The 21,967-nt window shown below is 60.2% G+C and carries 15 protein-coding genes; 9 read left to right on the top strand and 6 right to left on the bottom strand.

All coding sequences use genetic code 11. The features are described from left to right. Positions 1-120 precede the first annotated feature (120 nt). Together JMV15_RS24320 and JMV15_RS24325 are read left to right on the top strand one after the other, a co-directional pair. Positions 121-1,218, top strand: coding sequence for a carboxynorspermidine decarboxylase (locus JMV15_RS24320; RefSeq protein ID WP_014718787.1), 1,098 nt, complete (start codon positions 121-123; stop codon positions 1,216-1,218). Positions 1,219-1,246: 28 nt separating this feature from the next. Further along, positions 1,247-2,491, top strand: a complete 1,245-nt coding sequence (locus JMV15_RS24325; RefSeq protein WP_019817179.1) for a saccharopine dehydrogenase family protein — start codon at positions 1,247-1,249, stop codon at positions 2,489-2,491. A 1,112-nt stretch (positions 2,492-3,603) separates the two neighbouring features. Here the strand turns inward: JMV15_RS24325 and glsB are convergent. The 3 genes from glsB to JMV15_RS24340 all read right to left on the bottom strand — a co-directional run bounded on the left by glsB (position 3,604) and on the right by JMV15_RS24340 (position 5,396). Next, a complete protein-coding gene (glsB, locus tag JMV15_RS24330) occupies positions 3,604-4,512 on the bottom strand; it encodes a glutaminase B (RefSeq protein WP_014718789.1) in 909 nt (302 codons plus the stop codon). Positions 4,513-4,567: 55 nt separating this feature from the next. Continuing rightward, positions 4,568-4,912 (bottom strand): hypothetical protein, encoded by a 345-nt coding sequence (locus JMV15_RS24335; protein WP_014718790.1) that lies wholly within the window; start codon positions 4,910-4,912, stop codon positions 4,568-4,570. A 73-nt stretch (positions 4,913-4,985) separates the two neighbouring features. Continuing rightward, positions 4,986-5,396 (bottom strand): hypothetical protein, encoded by a 411-nt coding sequence (locus JMV15_RS24340; RefSeq protein WP_038450419.1) that lies wholly within the window; start codon positions 5,394-5,396, stop codon positions 4,986-4,988. Positions 5,397-5,505: 109 nt separating this feature from the next. Between JMV15_RS24340 and JMV15_RS24345 the strand changes: the two genes are divergently transcribed. Next, positions 5,506-6,351, top strand: coding sequence for an AraC family transcriptional regulator (locus JMV15_RS24345; protein ID WP_038452182.1), 846 nt, complete (start codon positions 5,506-5,508; stop codon positions 6,349-6,351). Positions 6,352-6,482: 131 nt separating this feature from the next. Here the strand turns inward: JMV15_RS24345 and JMV15_RS24350 are convergent, their stop codons facing one another. After that, a complete protein-coding gene (locus JMV15_RS24350; protein WP_038450427.1) occupies positions 6,483-7,277 on the bottom strand; it encodes a class II aldolase/adducin family protein in 795 nt (264 codons plus the stop codon). A 178-nt stretch (positions 7,278-7,455) separates the two neighbouring features. After that, entirely contained in the window at positions 7,456-7,665 is a 210-nt protein-coding gene (locus JMV15_RS24355) for a hypothetical protein (RefSeq protein WP_014718794.1), read from the bottom strand. A gap of 196 nt (positions 7,666-7,861) precedes the next feature. Between JMV15_RS24355 and JMV15_RS24360 the strand changes: the two genes are divergently transcribed. Further along, positions 7,862-8,365, top strand: coding sequence for a DUF4142 domain-containing protein (locus JMV15_RS24360; protein ID WP_020303039.1), 504 nt, complete (start codon positions 7,862-7,864; stop codon positions 8,363-8,365). 30 nt (positions 8,366-8,395) lie between these two features. After that, entirely contained in the window at positions 8,396-8,956 is a 561-nt protein-coding gene (locus JMV15_RS24365) for a type 1 glutamine amidotransferase domain-containing protein (protein WP_020303040.1), read from the top strand. A 60-nt stretch (positions 8,957-9,016) separates the two neighbouring features. Here the strand turns inward: JMV15_RS24365 and JMV15_RS24370 are convergent, their stop codons facing one another. After that, positions 9,017-9,223, bottom strand: coding sequence for a hypothetical protein (locus JMV15_RS24370; RefSeq protein WP_003191730.1), 207 nt, complete (start codon positions 9,221-9,223; stop codon positions 9,017-9,019). Between the two features lie 298 nt (positions 9,224-9,521). Here JMV15_RS24370 and JMV15_RS24375 point away from each other — a divergent pair, with 298 nt between their 5' ends. The 4 genes from JMV15_RS24375 (at position 9,522) to JMV15_RS24390 (ending at position 21,959) form a co-directional block, all read left to right on the top strand. After that, the gene (locus tag JMV15_RS24375; RefSeq protein ID WP_020303041.1) at positions 9,522-9,998 is read left to right on the top strand and encodes a hemerythrin domain-containing protein; all 477 of its coding nucleotides are present in this window, start codon (positions 9,522-9,524) and stop codon (positions 9,996-9,998) included. A gap of 183 nt (positions 9,999-10,181) precedes the next feature. Further along, entirely contained in the window at positions 10,182-12,818 is a 2,637-nt protein-coding gene (locus tag JMV15_RS24380) for a Tc toxin subunit A (RefSeq protein WP_038450429.1), read from the top strand. Positions 12,819-12,852: 34 nt separating this feature from the next. Further along, positions 12,853-17,532 carry a Tc toxin subunit A-related protein gene (locus JMV15_RS24385; protein ID WP_038450431.1) on the top strand — a complete coding sequence of 1,560 codons (4,680 nt, stop codon included), beginning with the start codon at positions 12,853-12,855 and terminating at the stop codon, positions 17,530-17,532. Beyond that, positions 17,529-21,959, top strand: a complete 4,431-nt coding sequence (locus tag JMV15_RS24390) for a SpvB/TcaC N-terminal domain-containing protein (protein ID WP_038450433.1) — start codon at positions 17,529-17,531, stop codon at positions 21,957-21,959. Before JMV15_RS24385 ends, JMV15_RS24390 begins: the two co-directional genes overlap by 4 nt. Positions 21,960-21,967 lie beyond the last annotated feature (8 nt).

Here is a 21,967-nt window from a genome sequence, read left to right on the forward strand (position 1 = left end):
CATACTTACGCCCTATGCTTAACGTGGCGCGCAAAATCCGCCGGCTAACCTTTCGATCTGTTCCAAGTGCGGGCACAATGCGTGTCCTTTTTTGGCAGGCACCGCCGCAGGCTCTCAAAAATGATCAAAACGCCGTACTACCTCATCGATAAACAGAAGCTTCTGGTCAACATGCAGAAGATTGCCTACGTGCGCGAACAGTCCGGCGCCAAGGCTCTGCTGGCGCTCAAGTGCTTTGCCACCTGGTCGGTATTCGACTTGATGCAGCAATACATGGACGGCACCACCTCGTCGTCGCTGTATGAGCTCAAGCTCGGCCGCCAGAAGTTCGAAGGTGAAGCGCACGCCTACAGCGTGGCCTGGGCCGACGATGAAATCGAAGAGATGCTGGAGAACTGCGACAAGATCATCTTCAACTCCATCAGCCAACTGCAGCGTTTTGCCGAACGCAGCGAAGGCAAGATCCGCGGCCTGCGTGTGAACCCGCAGGTGAGCAGCTCTGACTACCTGCTGGCCGACCCGGCGCGCCCGTTCAGCCGCCTGGGCGAGTGGGACCCGGTGAAGATCGATGGCGTGATCGATCAGATCTCCGGCTTCATGTTCCACAACAACTGCGAGAACGGCGACTTCAGCCTGTTCGACAAGATGCTCGGCACCATCGAAGAACGCTTCGGTGCGCTGCTGCACAAGGTCAAGTGGGTCAGCCTCGGCGGCGGCATCCATTTCACCGGTGAAGGCTATGCACTGGATGCATTCTGCGCACGGCTCAAAGCGTTCTCCGAGAAGTACGGCGTGCAGGTCTACCTGGAACCCGGCGAAGCGGCGATCACCAACAGCGCCTCCCTGGAAGTCACCGTGCTCGACACCCTTTACAACGGCAAGAATCTCGCCGTGGTCGACAGCTCCATCGAAGCCCACCTGCTGGACCTGCTGATCTATCGCCTCAACGCCAAGCTGGCGCCGAGCGATGGTGAACACACCTACATGGTGTGCGGCAAATCCTGCCTGGCCGGGGACATCTTCGGCGAGTATCAATTTGATCGTCCGCTGGCCATCGGCGATCGGCTGTCGTTCATCGACACCGCAGGCTACACCATGGTCAAGAAAAACTGGTTCAACGGCCTGAAAATGCCGTCCATCGTAGTGAAACAACTCGACGGTACAGTCGAGGTGGTTCGTGAATTTGGTTACGACGACTACCTGTCCAGCCTGTCCTGAGCTGGCGGATAAAGGAGAGATAAAGCAATTGAAAAAGAACGTTCTTATCATTGGTGCAGGAGGTGTCGCCAAGGTGGTGGCCCACAAGTGCGCGCAGCACAACGACGAACTCGGTCGTATTGCTATCGCGTCGCGCAACATCTCCAAATGCCAGGCCATCATCGACAGCGTCAAGGCCAAGGGTAGCCTCAAGGTTCCCGCCGATATCCAGGCCTTCGCGCTGAACGCCCTGGACGTGGAAGCGACCAAGGCCCTGATCCGCGAGACCGATTCGCAGATCGTCATCAACGTCGGCTCCGCCTTCCTCAACATGTCGGTACTGCGTGCCTGCATCGACACGGGCGTGGCTTACCTCGATACCGCCATCCACGAAGAGCCGGGCAAGGTCTGCGAGACCCCGCCGTGGTACGGCAACTACGAGTGGAACCACCTGGAAGAATGCAAACAGAAGAACATCACCGCCATCCTTGGCGTGGGCTTCGACCCAGGTGTCGTCAACGCGTATGCCGCGCTGGCGCAGCAACAGCATTTCGACCGCATTGATTCGATCGACATTCTCGACGTCAATGCCGGCTCCCATGGCAAATACTTCGCCACCAATTTCGATCCGGAAATCAACTTCCGCGAATTTACCGGGCAGGTGTGGAGCTGGCAGAACAGCCAGTGGACCAGCAACACCATGTTCGAAGTCAAACGCACCGACGACCTGCCGGTAGTTGGCTCGCAGAACCTCTACCTCACCGGCCACGATGAAGTGCACTCGCTGTCGAAAAACCTCGACGTGCCCAACGTGCGTTTCTGGATGAGCTTCGGCGAACACTACATCAACGTGTTCACCGTGCTGAAAAACCTCGGCCTGCTCTCCGAACAGCCGGTCAAGACCGCCGAAGGCCTGGAAGTGGTGCCGTTGAAAGTGGTCAAGGCCGTGCTGCCCGACCCGTCTTCGCTCGCCCCGGGCTACACCGGCAAGACCTGCATCGGCGACCTGGTCAAAGGCACCAAGGATGGCCAACCGCGTGAGATGTTCATCTACAACGTGGCTGATCATGAAGAGGCCTATGCCGAGACTGACAGCCAGGGCATCTCCTACACCGCAGGCGTACCACCGGTAGCCGCTGCACTGCTGGTGGCGCGTGGCGAGTGGGATGTGAAGCACATGGCCAACGTCGAGGAGCTGCCAGCTGAGCCGTTCCTCAAGGCGCTGGATGTGATGGGCTTGCCGACTCGGATCAAAGACGAGAACGGTGATCGGGCCTGGGATGCGACGGCCTGATAGGCCATAGCTGACCGAGCAAAAAATGCGCCCAAAGGGGCGCATTTTTTGTTTTGGCTCACCTACAATTCGAAGAACAATGAGGATCAAAATGTGGGAGCTGGCTTGCCTGCGACGGCGACCAGTCAGTCAATGATTCTTCAACTGAGCCACCGCTATCGCAGGCAAGCCAGCTCCCACACTGGTTGTGGGTTGCCCACAGAATTGGCGCCAGGCATAGATCCCTGTAGGAGCGGGCTTGCCCGCGATGGCGACCTGTCAGTCAATGATTCTTCAACTGAACCACCGCTTTCGCAGGCAAGCCAGCTCCCACACTGGTTGTGGGTTGCCCACAGAATTGGCGCCAGGCATAGATCCCTGTGGGAGCGGGCTTGCCCGCGATGGCGACCTGTCAGTCAATGATTCTTCAACTGAACCACCGCTTTCGCAGGCAAGCCAGCTCCCACAGTGGTTGTGGGTTGCCCACGGAATTGGCGCCAGGCATAGATCCCTGTGGGAGCGGGCTTGCCCGCGATGGCGACCTGTCAGTCAATGATTCTTCAACTGAACCACCGCTTTCGCAGGCAAGCCAGCTCCCACACTGGTTGTGGGTTGCCCACAGAATCGGCACCCGGCATAGAACCCTGTGGGAGCGGGCTTGCCCGCGATGGCGACCTGTCAGTCAATGATTCTTCAACTGAGCCACCGCTATCGCAGGCAAGCTAGCTCCCACACTGGTTGTGGGTTGCCCACAGAATTGGCGCCAGGCATAGATCCCTGTAGGAGCGGGCTTGCCCGCGATGGCGACCAGTCAATCAATGATTCTTCAACTGAACCACCGCTTTCGCAGGCAAGCCAGCTCCCACACTGGTTGTGGGTTGCCCACAGAATTGGCGCCAGGCACAGATCCCTGTAGGAGCGGGCTTGCCCGCGATGGCGACCTGTCAGTCAATGATTCTTCAACTGAACCACCGCTTTCGCAGGCAAGCCAGCTTGTGGGTTGCCCACAGAATTGGCGCCAGGCATAGATCCCTGTGGGAGCGGGCTTGCCCGCGATGGCGACCTGTCAGTCAATGATTCTTCAACTGACCACCGCTTTCGCAGGCAAGCCAACTCCCACAGAGAGAACGATCTCAAAACACCGACCACCCAATCCGCTCACTCAACAATTCCAACGCCTTCATCCCCGCCAGCGAGTTGCCCGCTGCGTTCAACTCCGGCGACCATACGCACACCGTAAACTGCCCCGGCACCACCGCGACAATTCCGCCGCCGACCCCGCTCTTGCCCGGCAGGCCCACGCGGTAGGCAAAGTTGCCCGCCTCGTCGTACAAGCCGCTGGTGGCCATGATCGAGTTTACCTGCTTGGTCTGGCGCGCCGTCAGCACCTGCTCGCCACTGTGGGCACTCACGCCTTCATTGGCCAGAAAGCTGAATGCTCGGGCCAGGTCCAGGCAGCTCATCTGCAACGCGCAATAGTTGAAGTAGCTGTGCAGCACCGCGTCCACATCATTGTGGAAGTTGCCAAAAGACTTCATCAGGTAGGCCATGGCCGCATTGCGCGCACCGTGCTGGGCTTCCGACTCGGCCACAACGCTATTGACCAGGATCTGCGGGTTGCCCGACAGGCGCCGTACAAAGTCGCGCATCGACAGAATCGGCACGGCGAAGCGTGACTGGTTGATGTCGCAGATCACCAGCGCGCCAGCGTTGATAAAAGGGTTGCGCGGGCGGCCACGTTCGAATTCCAGCTGCACCATGGAGTTGAACGGCTGCCCCGAGGGCTCGTGGCCCAGGCGTTCCCAGATGGATTCGCCGCCATGGTCGATGGCCTGCACCAGGCTGAAGACCTTGGAAATGCTCTGCACCGAAAACAGCGTGTCTGCATCTCCAGCGCAGTAGGCCGTGCCGTCGTTGCCGTATACCGCGATGCCGAGTTGGTTGGCGGGCACGTCGGCCAGCGCGGGAATGTAATCGGCGACTTTGCCGAGGCCGATCAAGGGGCGCACTTCGTCGAGGATCGACTCCAGCAGCGCCTGCATAGCTTGTCCTGTCATCTTTGTTCGAATCAGTGGTAAACGAGGCGCGGAGGATACGTCAATGGGCGCGCAACACCCACACAATCTCTACCACCCGCTCGGCAATCACCACGTAGATCAGGATCAACAACAGTTGCAACGCCAAGTGATAACGCAATTTGGCCAGGCGGCGAATGCCATCGCTGACGTTCAACAGCATCAGCACCGTCGACAGCACAATCAAGCCCCAGCCCGCGACGCTGGAGGCGAAGATACCGATCAGCAACTCGCGCGGTCCCACCAGCGCGTTGGTCCCCGCCGCAAACAACAATGCGCAGACCAACAGATTTTTAACATTGTCGAAAATCTGCGTGCTCAGGTCGTTTTCCAGCAACGCCAGGTACCGCGTCCATAAAGTGCGCATGCTTGAATACCGAGTGGGAAGGCTCGTCAATCAAGGTAGTTCAATTGTGGACGCTGTCGAGCTTTGGCCAGGCTCAGAAATGCGCCACATCCGACACTTCTGTATCCAGCACATCCTGGGCCAACGCCCAGGCGCGATCCTTGGACTCCACCACCAGCAGCGGGTAACCCCAGGCCTTGCCGAACGTCACGGCAAAGGGCTTGAGGGCCAGGCGCTTGGCAGCGCTGGGCTCCACTTGGATCATGCCTTTGACGTAGGCACGCAAGGCAGCCTTGTTTTTCTTCATCCAGATAGACGCGCGCTTGCGCTCTTCGTGGGCGTGTTCGTGATTGTTCTCATCCACGGCTTTTTCGTGCAGCAGCAAGAAGGGCTGCTCACGGGCCAGCAGACGTTCGAAGGTCAGGAAGGCGTCTTCCGGCGCACCTTCGCTAGGCGCGTCGAAAAAGATTTTCACCACCGGGAAAGTTGAACTGTCGAGTCGCATGGCAAAGCTCCTTTGATGAGATTGATTCTCATCATAGGGCGCCTGGCGCTGGACAGCATTGCACAGAATAGCCAGAATGTTTCGCAATCCAGCCAAGGCAGTTATCACCATGGTTCATCACCGCCTCGACCAGTACGACCCCTGCCGGGTCCGCGACGCCGCCGCGATCCCTCGCTCGATTGTTGCAGTGGGCGCCTCGAGTACGTCCGAACGCTGGGAACATACCCCTCACCACCATCAACACGGGCAATTGATCTACACCTTGCGCGGCGTGGTGCATTGTGTGATCGAGGCGGGTATCTGGATCGTGCCGCCGCAATGCGCGTTGTGGATTCCCGGCGGAGTAACCCACGCGGCACGCGGTGCCGGCGAAGCGGATGTGTACTGCCTGTTGATCAACCCGAACGCCGCCAGCGCCCTGCCCCGGCAATGTTGCACGCTGTCGGTGTCGCCATTGCTGCACGAATTGATCGGCAAGGCGGTCAGCTTCCCGCAGCTCTACGACGAAGACGGCGCCCAGGGCCGCCTGGTGGCGACGTTACTCGACGAACTGGCCCAGGCCCCCATCGAAGCCCTGCATTTGCCGATGCCCCAAGACCCCCGCTTGCATCGGCTGGCCAACAGCTTATTGGCCAACCCCGGCGATAAATCCACCCTGGGCGAATGGGCCGTGCGCATCGGCATGAGCGAACGCAGCATGACCCGCCTGTTGTTGGAAGAGATCGGCCTGAGCTTCGGTCGCTGGCGCCGGCAGTTGCATGTAATCCTTTCACTGCAGCGCCTGGCCAACGGCGAAAGTGTGCAGAGCGTGGCGCTGGACCTGGGTTATGAAAATGCCAGCGGGTTTATCACCATGTTCCGCAAGGCCATGGGCCAACCGCCGGCGCGTTACCTGGCGGACCGTGCCAGTACCGTCGGGCCGCACAGCAACGCGTCAACTATCGCCTTGACGTGAGGTTTTGATGATCGTTCCCACGCTCTGCGTGGGAATGCCTCGTGTGCCTCTCCGCGTCACGCTTAGGGACGCAGAGCGTCCTGGGCTGTGTTCCCACGCAGAGCGTGGGAACAATCCAATCCACATCCGACTCAGTTCTTGTAGTCGGTATCGGTACGCTCAAGCTGGCGCACCAGCGCATTCCAATGCCGCGCCACGCCCGGGCCTTCGCCATTGCTGAACACCTTGGCCTGCTGCTCGACTTTGGCCACCACCTCTGCGGGTGGGAAGATCAACTCGGTATTCCCCGCTGCCTGTGCCGCAATCTGGATGTTGCAGGCCCGCTCCAGGCTTTGTAGTTGCTGGAAGGCATGCTCGACGCTGACGCCACCCGTCAACAAGCCGTGGTTGCGCAGGATCATCACACTCTTGTCGCCCAAATCCGCCACCAGCCGTTCACGCTCGTCCAGGTCCAGCGCCACCCCTTCGTAACCGTGGTAAGCCACACGCCCCGAGAATGCGATAGCGTGCTGGGAGATCGGCAACAACCCCTGCTTCTGCGCCGACACCGCAATACCGTCGCGGGTGTGGGTGTGCAGCACCGCTTGCAAATCATGGCGTGCGCCGTGGATGGCGCTGTGGATCACATAGCCGGCGTAGTTGATCCCCAGGCCCGTTGGGTCATTGACGATGGTGCCGTCCAGATCGACCTTGACCAGGTTGGAGGCGCTGATTTCGTCGAACAACAGCCCGAAAGCATTGATCAGGAAATGCGCCTCGGGCCCTGGCACCCGCGCTGAGAAATGCGTGTAGATATGATCGGTCCACTTGTACAACGCCGCCAGTCGGTAGGCCGCGGCCAACTTGACCCGCACCTCCCACTCTTGCGGTGTTACCCGCTGGCGCACATTGCTCAAGACACTGGAAATCGGCGTGACGCTACTCATGGCAAATCTTCCTGGATGGCCTAAGGGGACTTCCAGGCAAGACTAGGGGATGGTCATAAATAATAAAAAGCACATTTTAATCTAAGCTAATTATTATATTTATTTATAAAAAGCAGCAGTGGCAGCGTTCAGGCCACCACGGGAGCAAGCTCCCTCGCCGCCAATCAACTCCGCAGGTTCAACGCCCGTTGTTGAGCTTTTCGTTGATTGCATCCGTTTGCCGTTCAATGTCCTTGATCGAGGTCGGCGTCACCACTTTGTCGATGGTGTCAGTCTTGGGGTTCGCAGGTTCAAGCGTCTGCCCTTTGGTGGCCTGGGCATTACCTTTTTGCGCGTCTTCAGAGCTGACGGGGTCGGGGGTTTTATCGGCGGTTTTATGATCAGTCACAGTGCAATCCTCCTGGCAGTGGCAGGCCCCTGAGATGGCGGCCCTATGCAGCAGAACCCTGGGAATCCGAATTGGTTCAAGTCAATTGCCTCGCCTCACCGCTGGGCAAAAAAGCGCAAAAAATTTTAAACCTTTTACCCGCCTCTCGATTCAACAGTCAGGTAACGGCATCCCGCCATTTCCAAGGAGAGACACCATGAAAACTCGACTGATGAAACCGATGGGCCTTACCTTCATGCTGATTGCAGGCTCGATTTCCACCGCGATGGCGGCGACCTCCAACGACTTTGTCGACAACGCCGCCGAGGGCGGTATCACCGAGGTGGAAGCGGGCAAGCTGGCCCTGGAAAAAAGCAGCTCGGCGGACGTAAAGACCTTCGCCCAGCATATGGTCACAGACCACACCAAGGCCAATCAGGAACTGATGGCCCTGGCGAAAAAACTCGATATCGAAGTACCCGATGACGCCGCGCTCACCGACCAGGCGAAGAAAGCCATCCTGGAAATGCGCGATGAATCCTTCGACAAGGCCTATGCCAACAACCAGGTAGCGGCCCATGAAAAAACCGTCGAACTGTTCAAGAAAGAAGCGGCCTCCTCGGACAATCCCGAGCTGAAAGCCTTCGCCACCAAGACCCTGCCCACCCTTGAAGCCCACCTGAAAATGGCCAAGGAACTGCAAACCAAATACGCCCATTAATCAACCCATGACCTAAGGAGACCCTCGACCATGAGCGCGCAACTCAACGGCAAGCACATCCTCGTCATCACCTCCAACACCGGCATCGAGCGCGACGAGTTGCTCAAGCCTCTGGAAACGCTGCGTGGCTACGGCGCGACCGTGACGCACGCCTCCAGCAAAGGCGGCACTACCCAGACATTTGTCGGCGACACGGAAAAGGACCAGACCGTGGAATCAGACGTGCAACTGTCGGATGTTGTCAGCGCCGACTTCGATGCGCTGGTCATCCCGGGCGGCACAGTGAATGCCGATACGCTGCGCCAGGATACTGCCGCACTGCGCCTGATCAATGAATTTGTACAGGCCGGCAAGACCATCGCGGCGATCTGCCACGGGCCATGGACCCTGATCGACGCTGGCGTGGTCAAGGGCAAAACCCTGACCGCCTATAAAAGCGTGCGCATCGACCTTGAAAACGCCGGCGCGGCCAGCGTAGTGGATGCCGAGGTTAAAGAGTGCCAGGCCAATGGCTGGACCTTGATCACCTCGCGCACGCCGGACGACCTACCGGCGTTCAATCAGGCGATTGCCAAGGCCATCGGCGGCTGATCGGCTTAGCGCAATGAAAACAGGCGCCCCATGGGCGCCTGTTTTTTATCACTCACCGCTTCAGCTCTTACGCTGCTGCGCCATTTCACGCTTGGGTCCGAACATTGCCCACGCAATCAACCCCAGCAGCGGCACGAACACCAGCACCACGACCCACAACCCCTTGGTCTCCCATCCGCCAGTGCTGCGCAAAACGATATTGATCGCCCAGAGTTCCAAGAGCAGCAGAACCACCGCCAATACGATCCAGATATATTCAATTTGCATGATTCACCTCCTGAAGTCTAAGCGTTAGGTCAAGCAGATGCCCCAAGGGTTCCATTAGAATTTTCCTGGCCCCCCTTTATGGCCCCCCGTTGCGCTGGAGTGTCAGCAACCGGCTGTGCGTTGTGCAACCTCAACGCGGCCCGACCATGCAAGCTGCACGACCGACAAGCGCACATGAAAATATAACCATCTGATTTTAAAGATGATTTATAACCATAAAAGTTGGTACGCCTGATGCAACCTTCCTCACCACGAGGCGTGCACTTCGACACGCCCGCACACCCCCGTGAGGTTACCTATGAATGCCATCGACCTGCTCAAAGCCGACCATGAACGCGTCAAGACCCTGCTGACCCAGTTGAGCGAATCCACTGAACGCGGGGTGAAAAAGCGCACCGAGTTGCTGGCCAAACTTGAAATGGAAGTCACCCTGCACACCCAACTTGAAGAAGAAATCCTCTACCCCGCGTTCAGGAAAGCGGGTGGCAAGGAACAGGACATCATGTACCACGAAGCCAAGGAAGAGCACCGCACCGTCGACTCGCTGGTACTGCCGGACTTGAAAAAGACCGACCCATCGTCCACCGAGTTTTCCGGTCGGGTCAAAGTGGTCAAGGAGCTGCTTGAGCACCATATCGAAGAAGAAGAAACCGAGATGTTCCCCCAGGCCAAGAAACTGCTGGGTAAAGCGCTGCTCGAAGAGCTGGGGGCCGAGATGGAAGCGATGAAGGCCGCGCACAAAAAAGCCATGGCGAAAAAACCGCTGGCCGCGTAACGGCTACCTCCTCGCAGCAAAGTTCGCGCGACAGTGACCCACAGGCCCTGTCGCGCTATCGATTTGCACCGATGATTTCTCCTCGCTCACTCAGCGATCCGGCCGACCGAGCCGGCCTGGCGCCCCATGCTAGCGTGCCATTGCCCTTGGCAGTGGCCGGGGGCTTTCAGGAGATTCATCACAATGGACACGCACTCCCCCACCTATACCCACCTGTTCAAAGAGGACTGGCACCTGCTGTGTTCGGCCTCTTCCATGGCGGCAATCGACTCCCCGATCGCCTACCTGAAGGCGTTATACCTGTTTGCCCAAGCGCTGGAAAAAAGCGGTAAAGGCAAACAGCCCAAGGTCACCCTCGACCAGCGACGCCCCGAACTCAAGACGCTGCCCCTGGACGAACGCAGCCTCAGCGCTGTGATTCCTCAACTCTCGATGATCAACGAAACCCTGTCCCGCCAGATTGACGTTCACCTCAAACAAACCCGTCGTGAATACCGCGGTCGCTCACTTGATGAGGTGCTCGGCAAGCAACGTTTCCCCTTCGTGCTGCCGTTCGAACGTGCGCATCGGCAGTGTTGGCTCGGTTTGTCCGGCAACAAGCCACAATTGGGCGAACTCAGTTACCGCATCAGCCTCAAGCTGCCCACCAGCCAGCGCGCGCAAAACACTTACGGCGTGGTCAGGCACGAGGCCTATGAAGCGCAACGTTTGCTGTCCGGGCTGAGCCCTGCCCAGCAGGTGTTATTGACCGAGCCTTTTTTAAAAAGATCAGGAGACGTACAGGCAGAGGATTTTTTTACCCAGCACTATGGCACCCAGCAGCAGCCCCTTGAGGAGTTGCCCCACTGGTTGCAAAAAACCGGACTCACCGCCGATCAGACCGAAGCGCTACTGGCCTGCGGCAAGTATGTGCCGGTGCTGTCGAGCAATGTTCTGGCAAGCGCCCTGCCAACGCCGCCGGCCAAGCTGCGCCTGCACGACGGTGCCGCGTACGTGAACGGGCCGATCACCGAGGCTGGCGCGACCCAGTCGCCCCTGTCGATCACTACACAGGACAAGGGTGCTGCGCGCCTGCGCAATACCTCATGGGAACGTTACCAGCGCCTGCACCGAATGATCCGCCTGCAACGCTGGACGCAATTGCCCTTCGACGCACTCGACGCCCTGTCAACGAGCGTCGTGCGGCGTGAACACGAGGGCGACCCGGCGCGGCCCGCCAACGACAATACCCTGCGCGCACTGGGTGTCTATCGCTATCTGGAGCGCCGCTACAGCCTGTCATTGCAAGCCTTTGCGGCCGTGCTGGATGAGATACCGGTGTGGGCATCCGGCACTCGTCTGTCACTGTACGACCAGCTGTTCAACCGCGGCCCGTTGCCAGGCCAGGCATTGACGTTGGACAGGCCGACCCTGGCGCTGAGGGAGGAAATCCCGACAACCCTGCGCCACCAGCTCTGCACCGGCCTGCACCTGAGCGATACCCCGGATTCGTTGCACTGGCTGATCAAGCAGGCCCGCCAGCATCTACCCGCTGCTTGCCCGACGATGACGTTTTATAGCGCGCTGTATCGCCAAGCTCGGATCGCGCAGTTGTTCGGGCTGTCAGTGCTCGATAGCTACCATGTGGCGGCGCTGCTGGGCGGAAAGGATTACACCGGCCAACTGGTCAACCCGAGCCTGCGTCGCTCGGGCGTGAATGCACCTGCCGACCTGCTCGATGTGCTGATGCAAATGGACTGGCTGGTCCGCTGGCTCAACGACACGGGTCAAACGGTCGATCAACTTCGCCGTCAATTGCTATTGGATGCCCAATCTCCACCGCCCCACGTGCAGACGTACATCACCCAACTCGATGAGGTGGTCGAACTGACTCGGCATGGCCTGTTGGCGCAAGAAGACCTCGCTGACCTGTCATTGCCCCAGCCCGAGCCTGACACCAAAGCGGCGCCCATTGCCTGGCATGCCCTCATCGTACAAGGGCTGCTGCACAGCCAACCGCTGCTCAAGCCCGCGCCGCCCAAAGAACTGCCCAATGGGCTGGTGCAGCTTATCGAAGCCCAGACGCTGAGCCTCAACCCAGAACGCAACACGGCTCTGCACAGCGATGCCAGACAGGCAGTGACCAAGAAGCTCGGCGCGTTCTACCAACAAATACAGCCGCTTAAAGCAAACATCGACACGCTGCTCAACGCCCCCTCACACCTTGCCGGTGACGCCGCCGCGTACCTGCAATGGCGCAAACTCGTGGTTCGACAAATTGCCCGAACCGCCACTGCCGAATCCACCACGGAGCTGCACAAAAATGTACTGCTGAGCCTGCCGGATGCCGAAGTGTCCTTGGGGCTGGCAGTGAGCCGTGAGGCCTTGCAGGCCTTTGTGCTCCATCCGCACTGGCTGAGCCCGGACCACACCGCGGCCTCGCTGCTCAAGCTGACGCTGAGCACGCTGTACCTGCTGCAACGCTTTGCCCATTGCCTCAGCACCTACGGACTGGCCCAGGACAGCGTGCTCGCTTATTTGCAGCGCGCCAATTCATCCTCCGTTGAAGGCTCCGCCGTATCTCACGATGGGGCTTGCACTTCGCAACTGGCCGCATTGCTCAAGTGGGATGTCGATGAAATCAACCTGCTCGTTGAATCCCTGCCTGCCAAACAGGTGAAGACCCTGGCCGACCTGGACTGGCTCCTGCGTTGCCATGAAGCCGTCAGGCTCACCGGCCTCTCCGCCAACGCCTTGCTCAAGGCTGCCGACCTGCATGCCACCTTGATGAATGAAGACTGGCAACACGTTGGCTCGGCATTGATCGCCACAGCCCCCTAACCCCGTTGTATTTCGCCTGGTTCAAGGAATGACCATGTCTGACACCCTCACCCACCACCTCAACGAACACCTGCGCGACGCGATGCTGGGGTTCTACCTCAACAGCGTGCTGCCTGAAGACACGGCAGTGGCCGATACCGTCAAGACCGTCGACGATGTCTATACCTATTGGCTGCTCGACCCCCAGGTCCGCCATACGGTGCCCACCACCCGTGTCGCCAGCGCCATTGCCAGCCTGCAGCAGTACATCACTGGCATTTACCTGGGCCTGGAGCCCGGCTACGACGAACAGGGCATGAGCGCTGTCGAGCAGATCGAGTGGCGAGACCAGTTGCTGTCCTATTCACTGTGGCGTGCCCACCAGCAACTTCAGCACTACCCGGCCACCTACCTGAGCCCTACATTGCGCCATGACAAAAGCGACAACTTCAGGCAACTGGAGAACAAGCTCAACCAATTTCGCATCGAGCCTGCGCCGCTGCAGACAGCCGTCCACAGTTACCTCAGCCGCTTCGAAGCACTTGCCAACATCAAGACCCTCAATGGTTATATCGACGGTGATAAAGACAGCTTCGCCAGCAGCACTTATTACTTCACCGGCAAGCCCAGTTCGGAAAACACCTATTACTGGCGCACGCTGAAAATGGCCTCGGACGACGCGGCCACTCCGCCAGCCTGGTCCGCTTGGCAAAAGATCCCGCTGTCGATTGACGATAACGTCCCCGAACAGACGATTCGCCCGGTGGTGTTCAACGGGCGCCTCTTCGTGGTGTGGGCCCAATGCATCAACCCGACGTCGTCGTCGAGGGACATCACCCGGATCGGGCGCGGTGATGTTGAATCGGAGAAGGAATACCAGCAACGGCTGGAAACCCGGATAAAGACCACCTATCTCCAGTTACGCTTGTACTTTTCCTATAAAAAACTGGATGACAGTTGGAGCGTGCCGCAGGCCTGCATCCAGGAATACAGCCTGGCACAGGGCCTGGATGACTTGAGCTCGGAAGACCTGATGAGCGCCACTGCGTCCATCGCCGTACTCGATTCAAAAAGCCAACCGCCGTCACTGTTCCTGGGCCTGAGCGCACAGCCGAACCATCAAACGGCTTCCTCACACAACGGCATGCATAGGCATTTCTTTCAAGCGGTACGGCTGGATCAGCACTTCAACGTCCATTGGCTTGAAACCCAGGGCAGCACTCGGCGGATGTTCTCCTGGCATAAAGAGTCGGAACTGGCGGGGCGGTACCTGGCCCTGTTCGGGCACCACAACAGGGCCAGATTTCAATTCAGGGCGCCCGACACGGTCCAGGTCAAAGTCCACTCTCTGACCAATAACGCGCCCCATGGCACCACCCATGGCTGGAACTACGAAGACAATCAACAGCATATCCGCAGTCTTTCGGCTGAGAGCGATATTCGGTTCAACCGAACAACGTCAGTACTGGAGGTCACCACCCGCCTGGCGAAACGCTTCGAACCGCACCGCACTGTCAGGTTCAGCAAGGCAGACGCACTGGTCAATTTGACCATCACCCTCAGCAGCAGCGGTCCTGCCCAGAACGAGACGCTGGCGTTAGGCCCCACCGCCGAGATTTTCCTGGAGGGCGCCAAGCTGGCAACCTTCTCCAACGTGCGCATCGACTTGACCCTCAAGTGCAATGAGACCGGCGTCAGCTATGCCCAACTTATAAAAAATGCTGCGAATCAGCCGACGACCTTTACCCTGCCGCAAATTGAAAAAGATGAAGAAAACCCGAAAAGCACGACATTCAATCTGCGCGACCAACGCATTAGCCAAGAAGCCTTCGACTATTTTTTCAATACGCCAGACGCCACCTATACCGTCACCCTGTCGTTCTACAACAATCAGGCGCAGACCAGCAGCCATGCCTACGACTTAGTACTGGACAAGGTCCAGGTCCAGCAGAAACAACGCCTGTACAAACCCGTGTTGATGTATCCCAAACAAGGACACAGCGCTTTACCGGAAAGCCCTCACCGCAATAACACGGTACTCGTCGGCCTGGCAGACGCTTCTCGGCGCACCCTGCGCGACACGTTCACTGAACTCTCCGAAACGCACACGCTTGAGGCGCAGATCGAACTCTCCCCCACGACCTTGCACCCCTACGACGAGGACTCCACTGACACGACGGCTTCCACATTGACGCTGATTCACGGCGTGTTGCTGCTGGAAAGCGATGTGCATTACCCCGACCCCATCATCCTGGGCTACGCGCTGAAAACCGCGACCTTCACCCTGCCGCCCGATAACAGCACCCCCATCATTCCACTGGCTCCGTTTATCCGGCGACTCGCAACCCCGCCCTATGGCGCGGCAGAATTCATTGACTTCGACGGGTCCACGATCGAGTCGATCGATAAGCCTGAAAACAAACGAGCGCCCATACGCACCAACACCTGCGTGGCCGGGCTGCTGGCAAAAACCGCGGGAGCAGGTTTGCATGAGCTGTTTGCCTTGGCCCCGGATGCCTGGCGCGAGCCGCCATTGCCAGGCGAGGAAAAGCCCAGCCCACTGGACTTCCACGGCCCCCATGGCACCTATTACTGGGAGTTGTTTCTTTACCTGCCCTGGCTGTTGGCACAACGCCTGAACCAGGAGCAGCAATACGCCGAGGCCGAAACGTGGATACGCTACGTGTTCGATCCCGTCCACCCATCTGACGTTTGGCGCCTGCCCGCGCTGCTTGCCAGTGCGCCACAACGCCACAACGCCTCTGCCCTGCCCCACCCATTGGCGACAAGCAGCGCGGTACATTTTCGTCAGGCGCTGTACCTGTTGTACGTCGACATCCTGCTCAATCGCGGGGATGCGGCGTACCGGCAAATGACCCGTGACGGCCTGGCCGACGCCAAGTTGTGGTACATCCGCGCCAAGGGCTTGCTCGGGCCAAGACCGCCGCTCAACCCGGTCGATCCCTGGGCAGCCACGACCCTGGACAAACTGCAAAACCCTTCCACGCTCGACAGCACGACAGTACCTGCGGGCACCTCGCGGCTGTGTCGATCCCTGAGCCCTGATCTGCTGCTGCGCTGGGACAAAATCGAATCTCGCCTGCACAACCTGCGCCATCACCTGGACCTGACCGGCAAACCCTTGAGCCTGCCGCTGTACGCCGCGACCCTGACGCCTCAAACGCTGCTTGCCGCGTACCAGCAAGGTTCGGTCGGTGCCAGCCTGCGCCCGTCGCTGCGCACCGCCCAGGCCGCGCACTACCGCTTCCAGGTATTGCTGGGACACGCCTTGCAAGCGGTCGACAACCTGATCCAGTTGGGGGCGACCTTACTGTCGTTGTTCGAACGCAAAGAGCAGGCCCAGTACCTGGAAACCCAGCAGCAGCAAGCCTGGGACTTGGCGAGGCTGGCCGTCGAGCAACAGGCCCAGGCCGTACAGTTCGATGCGAGGAACCAGCAGGCGCTGCTGGCAGGACGCCGCATGGTCGAAGCGCGGGTGACGTTCTTCGAACAGCAGCTCAAGCGAGGCATCAGCCCGGCCGAGGCCCAGGCCACCCAGGAGTACCAGGACAGTGCGCGCTGGGACACCGCCGCCGCCGTGGCACAAGCCGGCGCGGGGCTGGCGATGCTGATACCGAATATTTTTGGCACCTCCAACGGCGGCGTGCGCTACGAGGGCGCTTTTCACGCCCTGCACGCGACGGCCCAAGGCATTGCCAATGACAAGCGCGCCAACGCTGCCCACCTGGACCGCACCGACCTGTTTGCCCGACGCGCCGCCGAGTGGGCCCATTCGTTGGAACAGGCACGCCTTGAGCTGGCCCAGGTCGACGCCCAGCTGCAGGCTTACACCGAACAGCAAGCCCATACCCGCTTGCAACTGGGCCTGGCCCAGACCAGCCTGGCCCAAGCACGAAGCCTGTACGACCAGCTCGGCAAACGCTTTACCAACGCCCAACTGTATCAATGGCTCAATGGCCAACTTTCCACTTTCTACTACCAAGCCTATGACTCGAGCCTGTCGCTGTGCCTGGCGGCCGAGGCCTGTTGGCAGGAAGAACGGGCTCAGTGGGACAAGCACTTCATTCAAACCCAGCATTGGACCCATCAATATCGCGGCTTCAGCGCCGGCGAAGCGCTCAAGCAAAATCTACTGAGCATGAGTAACGCCTACGTCACCCACAACGAACGTTTGCTGGAGATCACTAAAACCGTGTCGTTGCGCCATCTGCACAGCCAAGACCCTGTGGCCACGCGCGACATGCCCTGGGCCGCGCTTAAAGCCGACCTGCTAAAAACCGGCGCCTTGACCTTTGAACTGACCCTCAAGCTATTTGACGACGACTACCCAGGCCATTACCTGCGGCGTATCAAGCACGTCAGTGTGTCCCTGCCCGCCACGCTGGGCCCCTATGAAGACATCAAGGCCATCCTGACCCAAACCGCCAATACCACGTACCTCACCCCCGCGGCCAGACACACCGACGCTGCGGTAAAAAAAGACCTGCGCGCCAAACAGCAAATCGCCCTGTCCAGCGGGCTCAACGACAGCGGCCTGTTTACCTTGAACTTCGACAGCGACGAGCGTTACCTGCCGTTCGAATACACAGGAGCGATCTCCACCTGGCAACTGACCTTTCCCAACCATGCCCGGCAAAACGCCCTGCTCGAATCCCTCACCGATATCATCGTGCACCTGCGCTACACCGCTAAAAACACCGGAGGTCAACGATGAGCGTGCGGCCGCCCGAACTCTTGGAACCGAAGCTTCCTGCGCTGCCCAAGGGCGGTGGCGCCATCCAGGGCCCCGGGGCGCAATGGGGTGCCGTGGGCACACGGGGTGAGGCGTGCCTGGAGGTGCCCTTGCCCATTTCGCCGGGCCGTGGCTTCACGCCGGCCCTGAGCCTGGGTTATCGCAGCGCCCTAGGCAACGGGCCCTTCGGCCTCGGCTGGGCGATGTCGGCAGGCGCCATCAGCCGTGATACCCGCAAAGGCGTACCGGCCTACGGTGATGACGACCGTTTCATCAGCCCCCAAGGCATCGACATGATCCCTGAGCGTGATGCCGATGGCGCAATTCAGGCCACCACCTGGGACCACTATAACGGCCTGGCCCTGGATGAACCCCACCAAGTGGTGCGCTATTTTCCGGTGATAGAAGCGCGCTTCGACCGTATCGAGCATTGGTCTTGCGACAGCGACAAGGCCGGGTTCTGGCTGGTTCAGGGGGCCGACGGCTGCGTGCACCTGTTCGGCAAGACTCTGATCGCGCGCTGTGCAGACCCAAACGACGGCCTACGTGTTGCCCAATGGCTGTTGCAGGAAAGCCTCAACCCTTTGGGTGAGCAGATCTATTACCACTACAAACCAGACGACCAGCCGCCAAGCGCCGCCAGGGACTATCGCGCCCAGCGTTATCTGGCGCGGGTGTGCTACGGCAACCTCAAGCCCCTTGAGCATCTGGCGCTGTGGCGTGCGGACGCCCTCGCTGACAAGCAATGGCACTTCGAACTGCTGCTGGATTATGGCGAACGCCACACCGGCCTGAGCCAAGTGCCGACCTATGCCGAACAACATGCCTGGCCGATCCGCAACGACCCGATCAGCAGCTATGCCTATGGCTTTGAGCTCGGCACCCTGCGGCGGTGTCAGCAAGTGCTGATGTTTCATTACTTCCCCGACGAGCCGAGCCTGGGCGTCGAGCCGGTGCTGACGCGGCGTCTGTTGCTGGAGTACACCCATCGCCACGCCATCGGCAGTTGCCTGAACGCTGTGCACAACCAGGCCTTTGACGCCCAAGGGGACGCCAGTGCCTGGCCGCCTCTGGAGCTGGCCTACAGCGCCTTCGTGCCGACGCTGGACGCCGCGCGCTACCAAGCGTTCGACGCCATGGCGGGCATCAACGACGGGCAGCATTATCAACTGGTCGACCTGTACCGCGACGGTTTGCCGGGCATCCTGCACCGCACCGATAAAAGCTGGTACTACCGCGAGCCGCTCAGGGCCCCCGGCCGGGCCAGCAGCAATGCGCTGATCTATGGTCCATGGCAGGCCCTGCCACGCATCCCCCTCGCCGATACCGCCCAAGCCACGCGCCAGGCACTGGCGGATCTTGACGGCGATGGGCATCTGGAATGGGTGGTGGCGCAACCAGGGCTGAGCGGTTTTTTCAGCCTCGACTCGCAGCGGCAATGGTCGGGTTTCGTGCCTTTTGCGGCGATGCCCCAGGAGTTTTTCCATCCCCACGGGCAACTGGCCGACCTGATGGGCAGCGGAAGGCTGGACCTGGTTCTGATCGGCAGCCGCAGCGTGCGCCTGTACGCTCAGCGCCAGGACGGCGGGTTTGATCCTGGCCAGCAGGTGCGCCATGCGCCCGACGATGAGGGACTGCCAACCCTCAGCCATTCGCCGGCCGAATTGATCGCCTTTTGCGACCCCCTGGGCAGCGGCCAACAACACCTGGTGCGCATCCGCCATAACGAAATCAAGTGCTGGCCCAACCTCGGCCGTGGACGCTTCGGCAAAGGGTTTGTCTTCGCCACGCTGGCGTTCGACCACGCCAGCTTCGATGCCGAGCATATTCGCCTCGCCGACCTGGACGGCTCAGGCGCGGTGGACCTGATTTACCTGGCGCCTGAACACATACAGATCTATATGAACCGCGCCGGCAGCGGGCTGGCATCGGAGCCACTGACACTGCGTTGGCCCGAGGGCGTGCGCCATGACGCGACATGCCAGGTCAGCTTTGCCGACCTTCAAGGCCTGGGCTGTTCCAGCCTGATCCTGAGCGTGCCGCACATGACACCCCAGCACTGGCGGTATGACTTCGTCAGTCTCAAACCGTATTTGTTAACCGCCACGCTCAACAACCGGGGGGCCACCACCCAACTGAGCTACCGCAGCAGCGCCCAGGAATGGCTCGACGAAAAACAGCACGGGCAAACCCTGGGAGTGCCTCGAGGCAGTAGCCTTGCGTTCCCGGTACAGGTGGTCAAGCGGCAACAGCAAAAGGATCTGGTCAGCCGTAACCGCTCCACCCAGTATTTTCGTTACCGGCAAGCCTGCTACGACCGTGAGGAACGCCAGTTCATCGGCTTTGGCCTGGTGTTGCACACCGAACAACCTCCTACGGCCGATGCGCCGCCTGGGGTGTTGACCAAACGCTGGTTCCACACCTTTGAGCCCTCGCAGGAGGCTTTTTACCCGGGCGACCCGCAGGCGCCCGCGCTGGGGCCAACCCTGCTGGGCCAGTTGGAGGCCGGGCGCACAGGAGATACGCTGATCGCTACGCCCGGCGCAACCACCCGCCGCGCGATGCAGCGTGCATTGGCGGGTAGCCTGCTGCGTGAAGAGGTATATGCAGCCGCCGACTCGCCACCACAAGCAGTGCCGTATTCGGTGCAGCAACAGCGCTATTTCATACGCCAACTAAGCCCGTCGGCCAAGGCCGGCGAACCGGCGGTGCTGCTGCCACTGTTGCTGGAGTCGCTGACCTGTCGCTACGAGCGCCAACCGGGCGACCCATGCTGTCGGCATATCCTCAATCTGCGCTGGGACTGCTACGCCGGCAATCTGCACAGCGTGGTGGTCGACTACGCTCGTCGCAAGACAGCCAGCGACGCCCCACCGCCGGGGCCGGCCCACGAGCAGCAGTGGTGGCGTGACGCGCATGATTCGGCGCAGCAGGCGTATTACCTCAACGAAACCCGCGCCCGCTTCATTCACCTTGACGCCGCGCAGCGCTGGCGCTTGCACTTGCCCTACCAGCAACGATGCAACGTGCTGGTCCTGAGCAAAGAGGCGTTAGCAATTGGAAAAATAAGCTATGAACACTTCATTGCGCAGGGCCCGTCCGATCCACTGGGAACAGCGGCCGAACGCAGGCTGGGGGGGCTGTCGGTGCAGCACTACTGCGTGGCGGAGCACACCGCCCCCTTGCCGGCCGGCACCGCAAGTTTTCAGGCGCTGCCCGCCTATATCGAGACAGCCGAACTCGATCAGCAAGCGCTGGAGGTGTATGAGGGCCGCCCTGTCGCTGCCACGCTGAGTGCACAGCACTATCGGGCCATGGCCGCGTTCCTGTCACCGGCCCCCGGGCAGGACGAGGCCATCACCCTGTGGTCGCTCGGCCAGGGGTACACCCGTTACGGCCAGGCTGAAATGTTCTATCGGCCTCGTCGGCATCAGGCGAGCCTGAGCCATGGGTTCACGCAGTCCGAGTACGACCGCTATGGGCTGTACATCATCAAGGTGCAATTGGCGGACGGCTGCACGACCCAGGCGCAGTACGACTACCGTCTTGGCCTGCCGGTGACGGTGACTGACGCACAGCGTACGCAACGCTACGCGCACTACGACGCCCACGGGCAGCTGCTGGCGACCGGCCTCAAGGGAGAGGAGCAAGGAAAGCCCGTCGGCCATGACGCCCAAACGCCCTTCATCCGCACGCCCGATACGGGCCCGGCGCAGGCCCTGGCTGATCCGAAAGCGGCGTTGTTCAACGCTCAAAGCGCGTGTTTCTACGACGTGTTCAGTTGGATGGGGCACATTCCACCCGCCAGCATCCAGGCGCAATGGGTAAGCAACGGTTACCTGCTGCCCAGCGGGCACATTCGTGCCTCGGCGTTGGCACGCCTGAACAGCCTGAGCGCTGCGCTCCCCCATCATCAAACCCTCAAGCGCCTGATTCAGGCGGCCAGGCAAGTGCCGGTGCACGTCGTGGTACTGCACGCCGACCGTTGGCAAGGCACGTCGCCAACCCCGCAGATTCAGGTCGCTCTCGCCTTCAGCGACGGCTTTGGCCGCGTGCGGCAAACCCAGGAAAAGGCGCAACCAGGCCCGGCCTTTGCAGTCGATGACGCCGGTATGTTGAGCGCGGGTGCCGAGCCAATCGACGCCACTCGCCGTTGGCGGATCAGCGGCCGTGTGGAGTATGACAATCAAGGTTGCCTGGCGCGCACCTGGCGACCTTACTTTGCCGACCGTGCTGGCTATATCGACGATGCGGCCTTCAACACCTTGCGCCCCAGCGAGCAACATTTTCATGACGCGTTGGGACGCCCGGTGCGCGTGGTCAATGCCAACGGCGACACACGGCGCCAGACCTACTGCGCCTGGTACAGTATCGCTGAGGACGAAAACGACACGCACGCGCCGGACTGACAACAGAG

It is taken from the genome of Pseudomonas paracarnis, from assembly GCF_904063055.1.
GTDB lineage: Bacteria > Pseudomonadota > Gammaproteobacteria > Pseudomonadales > Pseudomonadaceae > Aquipseudomonas > Aquipseudomonas paracarnis.